This is a genomic window from Methylomonas defluvii (assembly GCF_033949435.1).
Taxonomy (GTDB): Bacteria; Pseudomonadota; Gammaproteobacteria; order Methylococcales; family Methylomonadaceae; genus Methylomonas; species Methylomonas defluvii.
The window spans coordinates 85,314-102,508 of the sequence record NZ_JAXARY010000005.1 but is presented as its reverse complement, the minus strand read 5'-3'; the positions used below and the strand labels follow the sequence as shown (position 1 = coordinate 102,508).

Genomic DNA, 17,195 nt, shown 5'->3' with positions numbered 1-17,195 from the left:
GTTTCAAGGTAAAGGTATTTGGCTTGGAGAAATTCCGATTAACGCCTTGCCGGTCTAACTCGTAGCGCGTGAGGAATTTTGGCCGGGAAACGTCTTATCCAAATGAAACACATAAAAACAAGGGTTGGTGAGCTTGGATACAAAGCCCTGACTCTTCAAATTCTCAACTCAAATCTGTTACTGCGATGAATGTAACCAATCCTCAATCCGGCCTTATCGTTCGCAGCGAACCAGAGCACCATTCGCTTGCCCGCCTCAAAGCCCGCCGCCAACGCTGGCTAACCGTGCATCTTTGGTTGGGGCTGACGCTTGGCTTGTTACTGTCTATTTACGGCATCACCGGCAGCGTCTTGGTGTTTTATCCCGAGATCGACGAATCGTTGCATCCCGAGATGTTGACGGTACAACCGCCGGAACATGCCGAGTATCGGCCCCTGGCTGAAATTTTCGCGGCCGGCAAAGCTGCCATGCCACCACAAGCCAAACACAACTTCGCCACGTATCCGCGTAACGAGTTTGCGAGCTTCAAGCTGCGCTTCGCGGTGGCGGATGCCAACGGTGCGGTGGAACGCTGGGAAGTAGGCGTTGATCCTTACACCGCGAAAGTCACCGGTAAACAGCTCCAGGAACGATCCGGCGATTGGTTGCCCAACACCTTCATCGGCCTAATGTTCAAGTTGCACTATGCCTTATTGTTGCCCAAAGACATCAGCACAGTAGTGGTCGGCCTGTCCGGCATATTATTGATCATCTCCACGCTGACCGGCCTAATCGTCTGGTGGCCGCTGACCAGCAAATGGCGGCAAGCACTGGTATTTAAAGCCGGTGCCGGCAAGGTGCGCTTCAATTACGACCTGCATAAAACCAGCGGCTTTTACACCGCGTTGGTGATGATTCCGGTGCTTTTTTCCGGGGTTTACATGGTGCTGCCGCATAACGTGGTGCCGGTGCTGGAATTGTTTTCGCCGGTGACTTACCGCTACTGGTTTCATTCCACGCCATCTACGCCGGATGCGCCGACCATCGGCATGGATCAAGCCGTGGCTATTGCATTGAAACAATACCCAACAGGCCGGCCACACTGGATTTACGGCGCGCCGAATCCCAGCCAGACTTACACTGTATGCCAGGACGGCGTCGATGCACCCGACAGTATCTTGCAACGCCGCTGCACGGTAATCGACCGTTACAGCGGCAAGATTCTGGACTTGGACGACCCCGGCCTGCCGACCGCCACGGCCGGCGAAATCTTCACCCATTGGCAATGGCCGCTGCATTCCGGCCAGGCCTTCGGCATGACCGGGCGGATTTTGGTGTTTATCACCGGACTGGCCTGCCCGGTGCTATTCGTCACCGGGGTGATTCGCTGGCGGCAAAAATCCAGGACCAAGCAAGTACGGAAGGGCTGATTCCGATCCGTTATCAGGTGCCGAAACGAGTGGTCAATATTTTCGACCGACACGAGGTGCCTGAATTTGCCGCTCCGCAAGGCGTGCTTAGAAGCAGGATGCGCAATTTAAAAGTGCGTGATATGCCGCACTTTGCTCGTCGCGCTTTCGAGGGTTTTGGCATCAATCCCGCCGACTGACGGATCAAGCGCCGTACAACACTGACTTCCCAGGTTAGTGGCTTAAAAGTTGCTGCAGCGGAAGACGTTTCATTGCCGACTATGTGTTCATGGATGCAATTACCGATTCCGATTTACTGGCCAGCTTTCTGCTCTATCAGAAGGAGCTCCAGCAATTTTTGACGCATAAGGTCAATTGCGCGGAAACCGCGGCCGATTTGATTCAGGAAACCTATCTGCGCATCGCCCGCTATTCCGCCGACGGCGAGATCGTCAACCAGCGGGCGTTTGTGTTCCGCATCGCCGACAATCTGGCCCTGGACCATTTGCGCAGCCGGGCCAGACACGAGCAACGCGACGGCGGCTTGGTCGAGGAAGACCTCGTTTGCAGACAACCGCAACCGGACAGCATGCTGGAGGGGCAACAACAAATGGAATTGTTCGAAAAACTTATCTACGAACTGCCGCCGCAATGCCGCAAGGTGTTCTTGTCGTGCCGAGTGGAAGGCAAGCGTTATTCCGAAATCGCCGCCGAGCTGGGCATATCGGCGCGTACCGTGGAGGCCCATATGTACAAGGCCTTGAAGCATTTGAAAGACCGCATCGATTTCCTTTGATGCGCCGTGCGTTTGTATCATGCAACTTAACCCCGTTCTAAAATCGTGGCATCATGCCTGCCTCGGCTCAACGCTTCGCGCTCCCAACCATGTCCGATAAGCTCCAATCCGCGCCTTCCGGTTCGCTCTCGGACCAGGCACTCGCCTGGTTTACCCGCTTGCAAGCGGATGACGTCAGCGACGATGTGCGCCGCCAATTTGAAATTTGGTACCACGCCGATCCTCGGCACGCCGAAGCCTACGATAAATCCCACAAGCTATGGAGCCTGCTGCAACAGCCGGCGGAGCGGGTTCAACAACGCCTGCAAGCGGATGCCGCCCAATTTAAAACCGAGACTTTTTCCACCGGAAGGGCGCTGGGTGTGGGGCGCTTACAATCGTCGGCGAGCGGCCGAAACCTGCTGCGTTTTGCTTCAGCCTGCCTGGGGCTGTTGTTGCTGGTGGCCGGCTGGCGCTTACCGGAGCACTGGCAAAACTGGCGCAGCGATTACCATACCGCAGCCGGTCAGCAACTCAGTATCGAATTGGAAGACGGCTCTCGGCTGACTTTGAACACCGATACGGCACTGGCGGTCCGTTACAGCGACAACTTGCGGGAGATCGAATTGTTGCGCGGCGAAGCCTATTTCGAAGTCGCGCCTAATAAGCAACGGCCGTTCGTCGTCGACGGCGGTCAGGCGACCGCGCGCGCCGTCGGTACCGCCTACAGCGTTCGTAAACAAGCCGACGAGTTGCGCGTCGTTGTTAGCGAAGGCACCGTAGAAGTTGACGCCGATAGTGCTAAGGCGTTGGTGCACGCCGCCGAGCAAGCCGAATACCGGCAAGGCCGGCTGCAAGCCGTTGCTCGGCTCGACAACGACGATGCATTGGCCTGGCGACGACGCCAAACTGTGTTTCACCGCCAACCTTTGACGCAAGTATTGGAAGAAATTAACCGCTATCGCAGCGGCCGGATTGTCGCGGTCAATCCGCGGTTGGCCGAGCGGGTGGTCAACGGTGTCTTCAACAACGCCGACCCCGATGCTGTGCTGGCCGCGCTGACCACCACGCTGCAAGCCAAGGCCTTGCGGATGCCGGGCGATTGGGTGTTGTTGTATTGACGTAATAGATGGGCGCGCCTTGCGCCGTTAGCCAACGAATATAAAAATATTTTTCTCGGCACTAAGGGTAAGCCCGAACCCGCGTCGTCTTTGTCGGTAACACCTGCCATCGACAAAGGAGATAGACGCATGAAATACCCCGCACACACTTGCCGTGCCCCACTCTACGTAGCACTTGCTGCCGGCCTATTGACGCCTACTGTTATCCTGTCTGCCGAGCAAACCGCGCAAACCTTTGATATTCGCTCCCAAGCGCTGTCCTCCGCGCTGATCCGGTTTTCCGCACTCACCGGCTTGCAAGTGCTGTATGAAGGCGACATTGCCGAGCGCATCACCGCGCCGGAATTAATCGGCCGTTATACGCCGGAACAGGCTCTGCGGAACTTGCTGCGCGGCTCCGGGCTGCAGTACCGGTTCAGCAACGGCAATACCGTCACCTTGGAAAAGGCGGCGGCGGTGGAACCGCAGTCCGCCGCCGGTACGACAACCTTGCCGACGATGACGGTGACGGGTAAAGCCTTAGCAAGCGAAAGCCCAAGCCTGACTACGCCATCGCTCCAAGAATCGCAAATCAAACTGAATCGCGTGGCGGGCGGTACGTCGGTGATCGACGGCAAGCGGATCGAAGAAGGCGCGCCCTTGTCGGTCAGCGATGCCTTGGCGACGGCGCCGGGCGTTTATGTGGGCGACATTAGTGCCGGCGCGACCGGTGGATCGCGCATCTCCATCCGCGGTTCGGACGGCAATTCCGATATTTCGCCGATTCGCGGAATAAAATTTCTGCGCAACGGCATGCCGTTTACTCACGCCAACGGGACGTTCGATGTCGAGGCGCTCAATCTTTATGCTATCGAGCATATCGAAGTCTATCGCGGTGCCAATGCCTTGGAATACGGCGGCAGCAATTTGGGCGGCGCCATCAACTACATCACGCCGACCGGGTATACCGCCAATGGGTTGAAAATCGGCATCGTCGGCGGCACCAACGATTATTACCGACCTTATTTCAGCGGCGGTAAAGCGTTTGAAAACGGATTGGATGTTTTCGGCACGTTTTCCTACGTCAATACCGATACGACCCGGGAAAACAATCATCAAGAGCAGTTTTTAGGCCATGGCAATGTCGGCTACCGCTGGAACGAAAATCACGAAACCCGTTTGTATTTCGATGCGCAAAACCATAATTTCTTGTGGCCGGCAACGCTGAGCAAGCGACAAATCGACCAAAATCCCCAGCAAAACCCCAACGATTGGTCCTTACCTAACGGCTTTTCATCTTACCGCTTCGATCTAAAGCATTCGGTAAAATTGCATGGCGGCGATCGACTCGATGTCGGCACTTATTACTCGATCAATAACTATCGTTACGACTATACCGATAGCGGCAATCACGACCAGTGGCAGGATGTCGGCTTTAACTGGCGGCATGAGATCAACGGCCAGTTATTGGGTTTAAATAACCGGGTAGTTTGGGGCGGTCTGACCCAATGGCAATTTATCAACGATAAAAACTACGGCATCGTCGGCAGACAGCTTGGGCCGTTGTTGACGGCGGAGCGTGACCGCTGGCTGAATGTCGAAGCGTTTATGGAAGATCAATTGAGTTTGACCGACAGGTTTACCTTGATTGCCGGCATTCAATTGAATTATCGCGATGTGAATTACGAACGGTACGAAGGTTATGTGGCTAGTGCCGCCAGACCCAGCAACCAAGCCAATCAAGATTTCTTCACGGCTAACCCCAAGCTGGGCTTTACTTGGCAAGCCACCGACGAAGCACAGATTTACGGCAATGTCAGCCGTAGCGCTGAACCGCCAAAAATGGCCGATCTTGCCAACATTTATCTCCAACCCAAACGAAATCTGCAAACTGCCAGCACCGTGGAAATTGGCACGCGCGGGCAAGCCCAGCGCTTGAAATGGGACTTGGCTTTTTATCAGTCCTGGGTTAACAACGAGTACTTGATTGTTTCCAATCCCAGAAATCCAACGGCCTTTTCCTCCACCAACGCCGATAGCACGACCTTGCATCGTGGTGTCGAACTCGGCTTGGAAACCACTTTACCGCTAAATCTGGCGGCGTCGGGCGATAACTTACGGCTCAGCGGCAACTACACCTGGAATGACTTTACGTTTGACAGCGACCCCGCGCTTCGCAATAACCGCTTGCCCGGCATTCCCGAACACAATGCTTTCGTCGAAGCGCTGTACCAGCATCCCAGCGGCTTTTACATCGGCCCCAATGCCCGCATCGTCAGTTCCAATTATGCGGACTTCGCCAACACCCTGGCCGCCAAACCTTATGCGCTGTTGGGCGCACGCATGGGTTGGGATGACGGCAAACATTGGAAGTTGTTCGTCGATGGCCGAAATTTGACCGACGAGCATTATGCGTCGTCGGTGTGGGTTCTAGGCAATGCGAATGGTGCCGATTTGGACCAGTTCAATCCCGGCGCGACCCGCTCGGTATTCGGTGGCGTGGAATACCGGTTTTAAGCACTGGCGGGTTGCCAATTTTAAGGCCTAAGCGGGGCGGGGCATGCCGCTCCGGCCCGAAATGGCGGCGGGAATGGCACACAGTTCCCGCCAAACCCGGTCGATACGATGCGGATTTCCTACGCCTAAACGTCTTATGCAAGAAAGGCGGCCAGTCACATAGGTCGGGTAAGGCGTTATCTGTAGGTTGGGGTGAGGTAACGAACCCCAACATTTTTGGACTCTAAATTACCGGTATCTTTGATGTTCTGTTGCCGATAGCTGAAGGATGATTTTGAGGTTGTTGTGTTGGGGTTCCTATCGTCACCCCAACCTACGCTGTCCTGGCAAAATGGAACTGGGATTTTCCGGGGCCTAAACGTCTTATTCAGGCATCGGCGCCTTTTGTTTTCGCACTGTTTACCTGACCTTTTCACTATCGCCATGACCGCCATCTCCCAACAACCGCGCTCGACCATTCCGGCGAATCCGCAAAATTCGGCCTTGTCCCGCCTGAAAGCCCGCCGCAAACGCTGGCTGGGAGTGCATTTGTGGCTGGGTTTAACTTTGGGGTTTTTGCTTTCGATTTATGGCATCACCGGCAGCATTTTGGTGTTTCACGCCGAAATAGACGAGTGGTTAAACAGCGAACTGCTGACGGTTGCTCCTCCCAGTCAAACCGCAGATTACGAACCTTTGGCGGAGATTTTCGCCGCCGCACGAACTGTCATGCCGCCGCCTGCTAAACCCACCTTCGCCACCTATCCCCGTAACCAGCAGGCCGCCTTTCAATGCTCTTATGCCCTGCTGATTAGCCAGAATGTCGTGCAAAACTGGCAAGTGTATGTCGATCCTTATACCGCCCGCGTTACCGGCAAACGCTTGATAAGGAACTCGGATGATTGGTTACCCAATACCTTCATAGACTTAATGTTTGAACTCCATTATGCGTTGTTGATTCCGTCCGAAGACATCAGCACCGTCATCGTCGGCGTCTCGGCGGCATTGTTGATCATTTCCGCCCTGTCCGGTCTCATCGTCTGGTGGCCGCTGACCGGCAAATGGCGGCAAGCGCTGACGATTAAAGCCAAGCCCGGCAAGGTGCGCTTCAATTACGATCTGCATAAAACCAGCGGTTTTTACACAGCACTGGTGATGGTGCCGGTGCTGTTCTCAGGGATTTACATGGTGCTGCCGCATAACGTGGTGCCGGTGCTGGAACTGTTCTCGCCGGTGACTTACCGCTACGGGTTTCAATCCAAACCGCCTTATCCAAATGCACCGGCCATCGGCATGGACGAGGCGGTGGCGATTGCCTTTAAGCAGTATCCGCAAGGCCGTCCGCACTGGATTTATGGGGCTGCGGAACCGACTAAAACCTATACGGTGTGCCAGGACGGCGTCGATGCGCCAGGCAGCATTTTGCAGCGCCGCTGCACGGTGATCGACCGTTACAGCGGCAAGATTCTGGACCTGGACGACCCCAGCCTGCCGACTGCTACCGCCTGTGAAATCTTCACCCACTGGCAATGGCCCTTGCACTCCGGCCAGGCCTTCGGCATGACCGGGCGGATTTTGGTGTTTATCACCGGTCTGGCCTGTCCGGTTCTATTCGTCACCGGCGTGATCCGCTGGCGGCAAAAGCGTAGAGCCGGCCAAAATAACCGCAAAAATTTTGCCGTGTGATATGCCGCGACTTTTTCAAAAACTGCGGCATATCACACAGCGCTCAATCAGTGGGTATAACCAAGCACCGACGCAAGCTAGCGTAGCGGTCGGCGCAAACCGCTACCTCAGATCGTTTTCAGCGTCATGGCCTGAACATTGCTGGTTTCGCGCCAGCTGTCCCTCCGCAAACAATCGCCAATGCCCAAAGACCTTTCCGGATTTCTGCACACGCTGTTTCTGCAACACGCGCACGAAATCGGCAGCTTTTTACGCGGCCGTTGGCCGCGAGAGCCCGATGTAAGCGACATTGTGCAGGAGACTTTTCTGCGCTTATCGCAATATCCCGATCCGCAAACCATTCAAAACCCCCGGGCGTTTTTATTTCAGACCGCCGCCAATCTAACGGTTGACCGGCATCGCCGCCGCGCAACGCGCGCACGCTTCGATGAAGCCGACGCAGACATCGAGCATGTTGCCGACCAAAGCCTTTCGCCCGAGCATTATTGGCAAACTCATCAGCAATTGGAGAAATTCTCCAGCTGGTTGGACGAACTGCCGGAATTGCGCCGCCACGCCTTTGTGTTATACCGCATAGAAGGCTGTTCCCATGCCGAAATCGCCAAGCGCCTGGGCATTTCGGTACGTTGCTCCGAGCGTTACGTGATGCTGGCAATGCAGCACATCAGCGCCAAGCTCAGCGAAGAACCGGAGCACGCTTGGCGGTAATTGCCGTCTAGCCCGTCTATGCCTATGTCCGGTAAACTGCTGCCCCACTCAATTGAACAGAAGACCAGCGTGACCAGCATTCAATCTTGCAGCCAAGCGACCCGCGAGCAAGCGATAAGCTGGTTGCTGCGTCTGCGCGATGCGCCCGGCAACCCGCAAATCCGCCAGGAATTTGCTGATTGGCTGGCAGCCGATCCACTGCATGGGCAGGCTTACCAACAGGTTGAAGCGCAATGGGCCTGGATGGAACCCTTCAAACAACAGGCCTTCCTGGCGCGCAACCAGGCCTTGCGTTACCGGCCGCCTACTCGCAAGCCGGTTTGGCTGCGTTGGGCAAGCTATAGCGCTGCCGCGATTGTCTTGCTGGGCGTCGGCCTGGCGTTATTCTCGCCGCAAGGTTGGTACGGATTCCCCCATAGCTATGGCACCGGCAAGGGCCAAAGACAGACCGTGACGCTAGCAGACGGCTCCAGCCTGGAACTCAACACCGACACCGAGGTGCGAGTGCATTTCAACCGTCGTCAGCGCCATGTCGATCTGGTGCGCGGCGAGGCTTTTTTTAACGTGACTCACGATGCCGAAAGGCCATTCACCGTGCATGTTGGCAATGTCAGCGTGCGCGACATCGGTACGGCATTCGATGTCTACAAACAATCCGACCGGGTCAGCGTCGCTGTGCAGGACGGTTTGGTGGAAATGACCGGCCAAGGCAGCAGCCGCGAATTGCACGCCGGTCAGCAGTTGGCGTATAGCCATGACCAGCGCTTCGTCGAAGCCTTGCAATCCGACATCGCCACCGTAACCGCCTGGCGGCAGGGCCAGCTGATTTTTCGCGGCCGGCCTCTTGGCGAAGCGCTGGCGGAAATCGGCCGTTATCACGACGTACAAATCCGCCTGCCCGATCCTAAACTGGCCGAACTGCGCGTCAACGGCAGCTTCCGCACCGAGCAACTGGACAATATGCTGAACGCGGTTGCCATGTTATTGCCGGTCAAAGTCAAACATGTCGGCGAGCGCGAAATCGTGCTGGAAGCGGCATCATCGCGCAGGGCGAATGATTGACTCGGGGTTTGAAAACTGTTCGCCTTTATGCAGCTTGGCTACATACCCGTTTAAGACGTGACCCAACGGGCGTTGACAACACCAGCCCCGAGCACAGCCAAAGCGCCTAGCCCAAACGGGAATAGCTGCCATACCTAAGGCCGACTCAATCATTCGCCCTTAACGCCGGTCGTCACAAAATAAACTATCGTTTTGCTGGCGGCTTTTTTGATCGACTGCGTCTATGCCCATGACCCCTTAACCAATGGAGACATGGAGCATGACATTGACGATAAAACGCCTGGCGACCGCAATCGCGCTGATCTCGGCGCAAGCCTACGCCGAGGACGACAAACGCCATTTCGATATTCCCGCCCAAAGTTTGGCCTCCGCGCTTCAACAACTGGCAAATCAATCCGGCAGAGCGATGCTGTATGCCGAACAATCCGCCGCCGGCAAGACCAGCCCGGCGCTGCGAGGCGAATTTAGCGTCGAGGAAGCGGTCCGTCAGTTAATAAACGGCAGCGGCTTGACTTATAGTATTGGCGCAGATGGTACTGTGACGTTGAAACCAGCATCCTCCGGCAGCGATGCGACAACGTTAGGCGCTGTGTTAGTCAAAGGCACGAGTGACCCGAGCGATCCTTACAACAAGGATTACTCAGTCTCCAACGCCGTGACCGGGACCAAAACCGATACGCCGCTGTTCGATACCCCGATTTCCGTACAAGTGCTACCCAAAGCCGTCATCGACGACCAGCAAGCCATCGGTCTGGAAAACGCCCTGAAAAACGTCAGCGGCGTTGCGAAAGGCTGGGGCTTCGGCAACGACAAAGACGAAAATCTCTATATTCGCGGTTTCGCCAACACCAATAATATTTATCGTGACGGCGTTTTAACTCCCAACACGCCTATTTCACTGGCTAACGCCGAACGCATTGAGGTGCTTAAAGGGCCTTCGGCCATGTTGTACGGCCGCGCCCAACCGGGCGGTCTGGTCAATATCGTCACCAAACGGCCCCGTACCGATGCTTATTATTCGCTTCAACAGCAATTTGGTTCCTTCGATACTTACCGCACCCTGCTGGATGCCACCAATAAAATCACCGCAGACGGTGCATTGGCCTATCGTCTGAATTACGAGCATTTGGACAGCGCGACGTTTAGGGACAATCATCCGGTCACCCGCGACTTTGTAGCGCCCAGCCTAAGCTGGAACATTACCGACCATACCCGGCTGGATCTGGATTTTATGTATCAGAACGTTAAAGACGTCGCCGATTCCGGCATCCCTTACAGCTTGCAGCAGTCGGGAGCAATCCCCGGCAAAATTCCATTTCACTTTTCCGGCAACGAACCGACCGACTTTGCCGACAAAGAGGCTTATACCGGCGGCTTAACCCTGACCCACGAGTTTAATCAAGACTGGAAAGTGCGGGCAAAATATTCAACCCATAACCAAACGTTTTTAACCGCGCAGACTTCTTCGAATGAAAATACCGATCTTTTGGGAAATTTGGCTAGAGGGTTTATCAAAACCAGCGACGATTTTCAAAATCACTATGGCACCGTGGATATAACCGGTCACTTCGAGACGGGAGCGTTGAAACATGCTGTTTTGCTGGGTGCGGATTACTACCATTCCAAAAACAGAAATCTGTTTAGCGCTTATGCGACCGCTCCCCATATCAATATCTTCAACCCGCAATACGGATATACCGAGTTGCTGGACCTGCCGCTAGGAGGACAGAACGATACTGTCAATGAGTGGTACGGCATTTACGTTCAAGACCAAATTTCGTTATGGAATCAATGGCATTTATTGCTGGGCGGACGCTTCGATAATGCCATGCACAGCAATTACGATGCGCAAGGCGTTTCCACTAATCACACCGACGACGACAACTTTAGTCCGCGCATAGGCTTGTTGTACCAACCCGTGCCGTGGCTGGGTGCTTACGTCAATTACGTTAATGGCTTCAACGCCTTTAATGCCGGACGGCCTATCGACGGTTCCGCCTTCGCCCCGGAAAAATCCAAGGAAATGGAGTTTGGCTTGAAAGGCGAATGGTTGGATGGACAATTGCGCGCCAATCTGGCGTTCTTCGAATTGACCAAAAGCAATATCAAATCGCAACTGCCGGCCCCTAACAACAGCTTTTACGCCACAATCGGCGCGGCACGCAGTCGAGGCATCGAGTTCGACTTGCAAGGGCAGTTGACCGATTACTGGAACATCATTGGCACTTATACCTACATCGGCGCAGTTGTCACCAGCGGCAACGAGTCTCCGTTCAGCGGCGTGGGCAAAGCCGGCAATCGCCTGGAGAATATCCCCAGAAATACCGCCAGTTTATGGTCCACCTATGATTTTTCAGGTCTGGGGGCACAGGGCTTCAGCGCCGGGGCAGGTGTATACGTGGTTGACAAGCGCTCAGGGGATGTCGATAACAGCTTCGAAATACCCGGCTATACCCGCGTCGATACGATGTTGAAGTACCAGCACAAAGCCGGACCTTCCCGTATAACCTGGCAATTCAACATAGAAAATCTTTTGAATAAGGAATACATCGCATCCAGCAACGGTTACGGTAATTTTATTTACCAAACCATGCCTGGTGCGCCCCGGACTTTCTTGGGCTCGGTAAAGGTGGAGTTTTAGTCACATAGGCCGGGTTACGCTCTATCGCGCTAACCCGACTTACGTTTATGACGCCCACACCGACGACGGATCAACCCTTTTCTTGCCTGAATTCGTTCATATCACGGTTATCGACTCGGTCGTAAATGTCTTCCACGTTTAAGGTCAAACCTATGGATTCGAAAGTCACCGCATCGCCCAAAAAATAATATTCCGACAGCCAGTGCTTGTTCCGGCGCAACACCTGCACCGAAACGATGTCCTGTTCTATCAACACATACTCCTGCAAGGACGGCAAATTGATGTAGCGCAGCAGTTTGGTGGTGGTGTCGGTTTTGCGGGTCGAGCGCGACAGTACTTCGACGATGATGACCGGCGAAGTGGAAAAAACATCGTCGCCGGCCATTTTGCTGCAATCCACCAGTACATCGGGATAAACGTAATCCTTACCCATCCGCACTTTAATGTCGGCCATGAACGTTGCACAGGGCGTGCCTTTCAAATGGTTTCGGAACTCGCCCAAAATATTGGCCGAGATACAGTTGTGGTTATAGCCGGCCCCGGCCATCGCATAAATCCGGCCGTCGATATATTCGCGCTTAACGTCGGAATGGATCTCCGTGGTCAGATACTCCTCTTCGCTCAGATAAAAACTGTCTTGCTCTTGCTGTAACGCCATGACTCGCTCCCAACTATGCTTGCGTTGCTTGAAGATATTGTTAGGGACCTGGCCTGGGAATACAAGGGGGAATTCTCGACTAACGGCAGCAGGATTGCTCAGGTTTGAGCATGCCGCGCTCGGCAATTGCCCCTGAAATTGATAATGCGGAAAAAGCCTGTGTGATTTGGCGTATCTAAAAGCCATTTTGCGTGATCTAACGCACCCGGTTCCACAAAAACTCCCGCCGCCCAAACACAAGCAACCACCGTTACGGGTAACTCAAGCTACTGTTTGCAAACGGTTTAATCGCAGCCAAAACCTGTCTATCGATTTGAATCCGGCCGGATGGAATGTTTTTTGCGAGGTATTCCGTTCGATCAACCCCACCAAACCGGAATTGGTCCGGCTGCCATGCCGTTAAGTCCAGCCCAGCTTGGTAGTTTGCCTAACCGTTATCTTTTTCGTCACCGAGTCTTGTTAGTGCCAAAATCCAAACCATCGCTGTTTGATCGGCTATTTCAGCGGCATAGCCAGGAACTCCGGGTGTTTGCCGGCCTGCGTAGCGGCAATGAGTTTGCCGACGATTTGGTACAGGAAGCGTATTTGCGGCTGATGCAGCACCCCGAACCGGAGTCAATCGATAATGCCAGAGCCTTTCTATATCGAACGATCGCCAATCTCAGCGTCGATCAACATCGCCGGCAAAACGTCCGCGACCGTTTTCATGCCGAAATCAACGGCGACGACCAGGTACTGCATGCCATACCGACTCCCGAGCCATTACCGGAAGATAAATTAGCCTCGCAGCAGGAGTTGCATGCCTTAAACAGCATTTTGCAGGAATTGCCGGAGGCAACCCGCAACGTTTTCGTGCTTTACCGGCTGGAAGGATTGTCACACAAGGAAATTGGCCGGCGACTGGGCGTTTCCGAACGTAATTCCGTGCGTTTGCTCGGGATCGCCGCGCAACACGTTCTGCTGCGCTTTGCTTCGTTGGATGACTAAGCGCATGGGCGGGGCAGCGGTTTTTCTCACCGCTTCATTTGCCGGATTTTAAATGTTGGGCGGCTACGTGATAATGCTCGGCAAGCGCAACCTAATGTCCTCTGTTTAACATGCCCAACATCCAGACCTCAACCGTTTTGCAGCAACAAGCCATAGAGTGGATTCTGCGGCTGGATTCGGCTACCTGCACGCCTGCAGATCGCCAGGCCTTCGCAGAGTGGCTGGCGCTAGGCGAAGACCGGCGACGCATTTATCAGCAGTTGGCCAGCCGTTGGAACAAACTGGATCGCTATAAGGGCCGGGATTTTCCGGTGCGTCGGCAAGCGCTGAGCTACCGGGCACCTCACAAGCGAACGCGCCGCCTTAGCACGCTGGCGTTAGCCGCTTCGCTGCTATTGGGCTTGGGCATAGCGACTTTTTCCGAGTACGGCTGGTACGGCTACCCTCGCCACTATGCAACCGAGCGCGGCAGCCGCCAAACCGTACACCTGGCCGACGGCTCGCGTTTGGAACTGAGCGGCGATACCGAGCTGACTCTGCGAGTCAACCGTTGGCGGCGCTCGGTTGAATTGATCAAGGGCGAGGCATTTTTTAGTGTGGCCCACAACCCGCAACAGCCGTTTGAGGTGCAGGCCGGCCATGGCAGTATCGTTGATATTGGCACCGAGTTTGACGTGCGCTTGCAAAATCGGCAGGTCGCTGTCGCGGTGCTGGAAGGCGCGGTAAAGATTGTGACGAGCGGCAGCCGGGAAATCAGCGCCAATCAAGTACTCGCTTACGATCAGCGCGGCGACTTTCTGGAAAGCCAAGACAAACCGGCCACTATCACAGCCTGGCTACGCGGCCAACTGGTGTTCGAAAACCGGCGGCTGGATGAGGTATTAAGCGAACTGGAACGCTTTCACGACACGCGCTTGACCCTGGCCGACCCGAGCCTGGCCAAGCTAAGGGTCAGCGGCACCTTCCATATCGGTAATCTCGACGGCGCGCTGAATGTGATCGCGATGACGCTGCCGGTCAATATTCAGCGGCCTTCGCCGGGACAGGTAATATTGGCCGGACGCTGAGGCCGCTAAGACCACACAGCGCGTTTTCCCCTCCCATAATTTTTGGCGTCTTTTTCGGCTTGGTACGTTTCATTCTGGAAACCCAAGCAAAAGGAGAAGATGGATGAAGTTTTTAATACAACCAGCGTTGCTCGGCGCCTTATTGGCCACTGCCTGCGAAGTGCGGGCAACCGAAACTACCTACAGCTTTGACATCCCGGCCCAGGAACTGGCGGCGGCGTTGCCAAAACTGGCGGCGCAATCCGGCGTACAAATTTTTTACGCTCACGATAGTGTGACAGGCCGCAACGGACCGGCGTTACGAGGCACGATGACGCTAAACGAAGCACTCAGTAAACTGCTGTCGGCCAGCGGCCTGAGTTTTGCGATTGCCGGTGACGGTTCGGTATCGATCAAGGCGGCGGGCAAGGACGCGACGATGTTACAACCGGTGAATGTTATCGGTCAGACGGTTTACAACGCCACCGATCCCTACAATACCGATTACAACCGCCCCAATGCCACGACGGCCACCAAGACCGATACACCAATCATGGAAACCCCGGTTTCGATTCAGGTAGTGCCTAAAGCCGTGCTGGCGGACAAACAGTCCATGACCTTGCCCGACGCAGTAAACGGCCATGTCAGCGGCGTATTGGGCCGCACGGGCGGGGGATTTTTGTACGACAACTTCATCATTCGCGGCCTTGCCGGTTCCGGTTTTGGCGATGCCTACCGCAATGGCTTGTTCAATCGCCAAGACATTTACGATATTGCCAATATCGAGCAGGTGGAGATATTAAAAGGCCCGGCCGCAGTGCTTTACGGCCGGATCGAGCCCGGCGGCTTGGTGAATTATGTGACCAAGAAACCGCTGGATACTGCTTACTATTCTCTGCAACAACAGTTCGGCTCTTACGATCAATATCGCAGCCTGGTCGATGCCACCGGACCAATTAATGACGACAAAACGCTGCTCTATCGATTCAATGGCTCTTACACGGACAATCAGTCGTTCCGGGATTTTGTCGGCAACGAGCGCGTGTTTGTGGCACCGGTCGTTACCTGGCGGCCGAATGAAAAATTCGAAACCAATCTTGAGCTGGAATATAAACATGATAATTTCAACGCGGATTTCGGCATTCCCGCGATTGGCAACCGCCCGGCAGCCATTCCCTTCGACCGCAGTCTAAAAGATGGCTTTCAGCGCCAAACCGTGGAAAGTACGCTGGTGGGCTACGACTGGACTTACCGCTTTAACGACGATTGGAAAATCACCCAGCGTTATCTGTTTAAGGATTGGTCGCTAAGCGGTCCGGCCATTTTCAACGGTGGCTTACAGGCTAACAACCGCATTCTTAATCGTTCCGCCTCCGTGGGTGTACAAGATGTAAGGACCCATTCCGGCAACATCGATTTGAACGGTAAATTCGACCTCCTGGGCAGCAAGCATAACCTGTTGGTTGGTGTCGACGGCTTTCACGCCACGACCGAGGCACCATCGGCAAATGGCTCGGCTGCTTCTATCAACATATACAATCCGGTTTATGGGCAAGTAAACTTTGCCGCTTTGTCGACCTACAACAGATTCTTTTATCGCGAGGAATCGTGGGTGGGCGCATACGCCCAGGACCAGATAACGCTATTTGATAAGCTGCACATTTTGTTGGGCGGTCGCTACGACAACGTCACCACCGGCGCTATCGCCTCGACTACGTCCCTGGATGCGGCCAAAGCCGGACGGATAGAGCGGGAAGACAACGCTTTTAGCCCGAGAGCCGGTATTCTTTACCAAGTCCAGGATTGGCTGTCGATTTACGGCAGTTACACTAAATCTTTCAGCGGCAACAATGGCGTGAGCGTCGGCGGCACCAGTTTTGCGCCGCAGATTGGTAAGCAATATGAAATCGGCCTGAAGACAGAGTCGCAGGACAAGCGCTTTTCATCGACCCTGGCGTTTTTTCATTTAACCAAGAGCAATCTGCTAACCGACGATCCTAACGAAGCCAATCCCGACTACCAGATTCTGGCCGGCAAAATCCGCAGTAAAGGTATTGAGTTGGATCTGGCTGGGCAAATTACCGAGCAACTGCATTTGTTGGGGACTTATGCCTATACCCAAGTTAATTATGTGCAAAGCTTCAGCGGACTAAAAGGCAATCGCTTGGAGAATGTACCCGAGCACCAGGGCAGCCTGTGGGGTACCTGGCAGTTTACCGATACTTTTAAAGCGGGCTTAGGTGCTGTTGCAGTTGGTAGCCGGCCATGCGACACCGCCAATACCTGCTCGTTGCCCGGCTATGCTCGTGTGGATGCGATGGCGTCGTATAGCCCTCGCATTGGTCAACACGAGCTTACTTTGCAGCTGAACATCAATAATGTTTTGGATAAGGATTACTACGCAAATACGTCGGGCGGACGCCACACCAGTATTCCCGGCTCACCCATCAGCGTATTGGGTTCGTTGAAATATGAGTTCTAAAAGCCGCTAAGGATAAGGATGGACGAAAAACTCCGCGCATCCACCACCCCAAACCGTTCATGTATCGACTGAATTCTCGACACTTGCTCTCACTCCTGCATCCATGCGAATCGAGCATGAACGGTTTGGCGGGAAAAGTCATTCGGGACGTTATTTTTTAGCGAAA

At 54.5% G+C, this 17,195-nt stretch carries 12 protein-coding genes; 11 read left to right on the top strand and 1 reads right to left on the bottom strand.

Going from position 1 to position 17,195, the window contains the following annotated elements:
• Positions 1-185: 185 nt before the first annotated feature.
• The 8 genes from QLH52_RS07220 (at position 186) to QLH52_RS07185 (ending at position 11,856) form a co-directional block, all read left to right on the top strand.
• A complete protein-coding gene (locus QLH52_RS07220) occupies positions 186-1,409 on the top strand; it encodes a PepSY-associated TM helix domain-containing protein (protein WP_319961070.1) in 1,224 nt (407 codons plus the stop codon).
• Between the two features lie 268 nt (positions 1,410-1,677).
• Entirely contained in the window at positions 1,678-2,184 is a 507-nt protein-coding gene (locus tag QLH52_RS07215) for an RNA polymerase sigma factor (protein WP_319961069.1), read from the top strand.
• 89 nt (positions 2,185-2,273) lie between these two features.
• The gene (locus QLH52_RS07210; protein WP_319961068.1) at positions 2,274-3,284 is read left to right on the top strand and encodes a FecR family protein; all 1,011 of its coding nucleotides are present in this window, start codon (positions 2,274-2,276) and stop codon (positions 3,282-3,284) included.
• Positions 3,285-3,413: 129 nt separating this feature from the next.
• The gene (locus QLH52_RS07205; protein WP_101053886.1) at positions 3,414-5,780 is read left to right on the top strand and encodes a TonB-dependent receptor domain-containing protein; all 2,367 of its coding nucleotides are present in this window, start codon (positions 3,414-3,416) and stop codon (positions 5,778-5,780) included.
• 423 nt (positions 5,781-6,203) lie between these two features.
• Positions 6,204-7,445 (top strand): PepSY-associated TM helix domain-containing protein, encoded by a 1,242-nt coding sequence (locus QLH52_RS07200; RefSeq protein ID WP_319961067.1) that lies wholly within the window; start codon positions 6,204-6,206, stop codon positions 7,443-7,445.
• A 180-nt stretch (positions 7,446-7,625) separates the two neighbouring features.
• Positions 7,626-8,153, top strand: coding sequence for an RNA polymerase sigma factor (locus QLH52_RS07195; protein WP_033158276.1), 528 nt, complete (start codon positions 7,626-7,628; stop codon positions 8,151-8,153).
• Between the two features lie 69 nt (positions 8,154-8,222).
• Positions 8,223-9,215 carry a FecR family protein gene (locus QLH52_RS07190; RefSeq protein ID WP_033158320.1) on the top strand — a complete coding sequence of 331 codons (993 nt, stop codon included), beginning with the start codon at positions 8,223-8,225 and terminating at the stop codon, positions 9,213-9,215.
• 259 nt (positions 9,216-9,474) lie between these two features.
• Positions 9,475-11,856, top strand: a complete 2,382-nt coding sequence (locus QLH52_RS07185; RefSeq protein ID WP_033158277.1) for a TonB-dependent siderophore receptor — start codon at positions 9,475-9,477, stop codon at positions 11,854-11,856.
• A 70-nt stretch (positions 11,857-11,926) separates the two neighbouring features.
• On the opposite strand, the gene QLH52_RS07180 is transcribed toward QLH52_RS07185, so the two are convergent.
• Entirely contained in the window at positions 11,927-12,514 is a 588-nt protein-coding gene (locus QLH52_RS07180) for a Uma2 family endonuclease (protein ID WP_033158278.1), read from the bottom strand.
• 462 nt (positions 12,515-12,976) lie between these two features.
• On the opposite strand from QLH52_RS07180, the gene QLH52_RS07175 reads away from it, so the two are divergent.
• The 3 genes from QLH52_RS07175 to QLH52_RS07165 all read left to right on the top strand — a co-directional run bounded on the left by QLH52_RS07175 (position 12,977) and on the right by QLH52_RS07165 (position 17,029).
• Positions 12,977-13,501: a sigma-70 family RNA polymerase sigma factor gene (locus tag QLH52_RS07175; RefSeq protein ID WP_033158321.1), complete on the top strand. Its 525-nt coding sequence runs from the start codon at positions 12,977-12,979 to the stop codon at positions 13,499-13,501.
• A 110-nt stretch (positions 13,502-13,611) separates the two neighbouring features.
• On the top strand, positions 13,612-14,568 hold the full coding sequence (locus QLH52_RS07170; protein ID WP_033158279.1) for a FecR family protein: 957 nt from the start codon (positions 13,612-13,614) through the stop codon (positions 14,566-14,568).
• 103 nt (positions 14,569-14,671) lie between these two features.
• On the top strand, positions 14,672-17,029 hold the full coding sequence (locus QLH52_RS07165; protein WP_319961066.1) for a TonB-dependent siderophore receptor: 2,358 nt from the start codon (positions 14,672-14,674) through the stop codon (positions 17,027-17,029).
• Positions 17,030-17,195 lie beyond the last annotated feature (166 nt).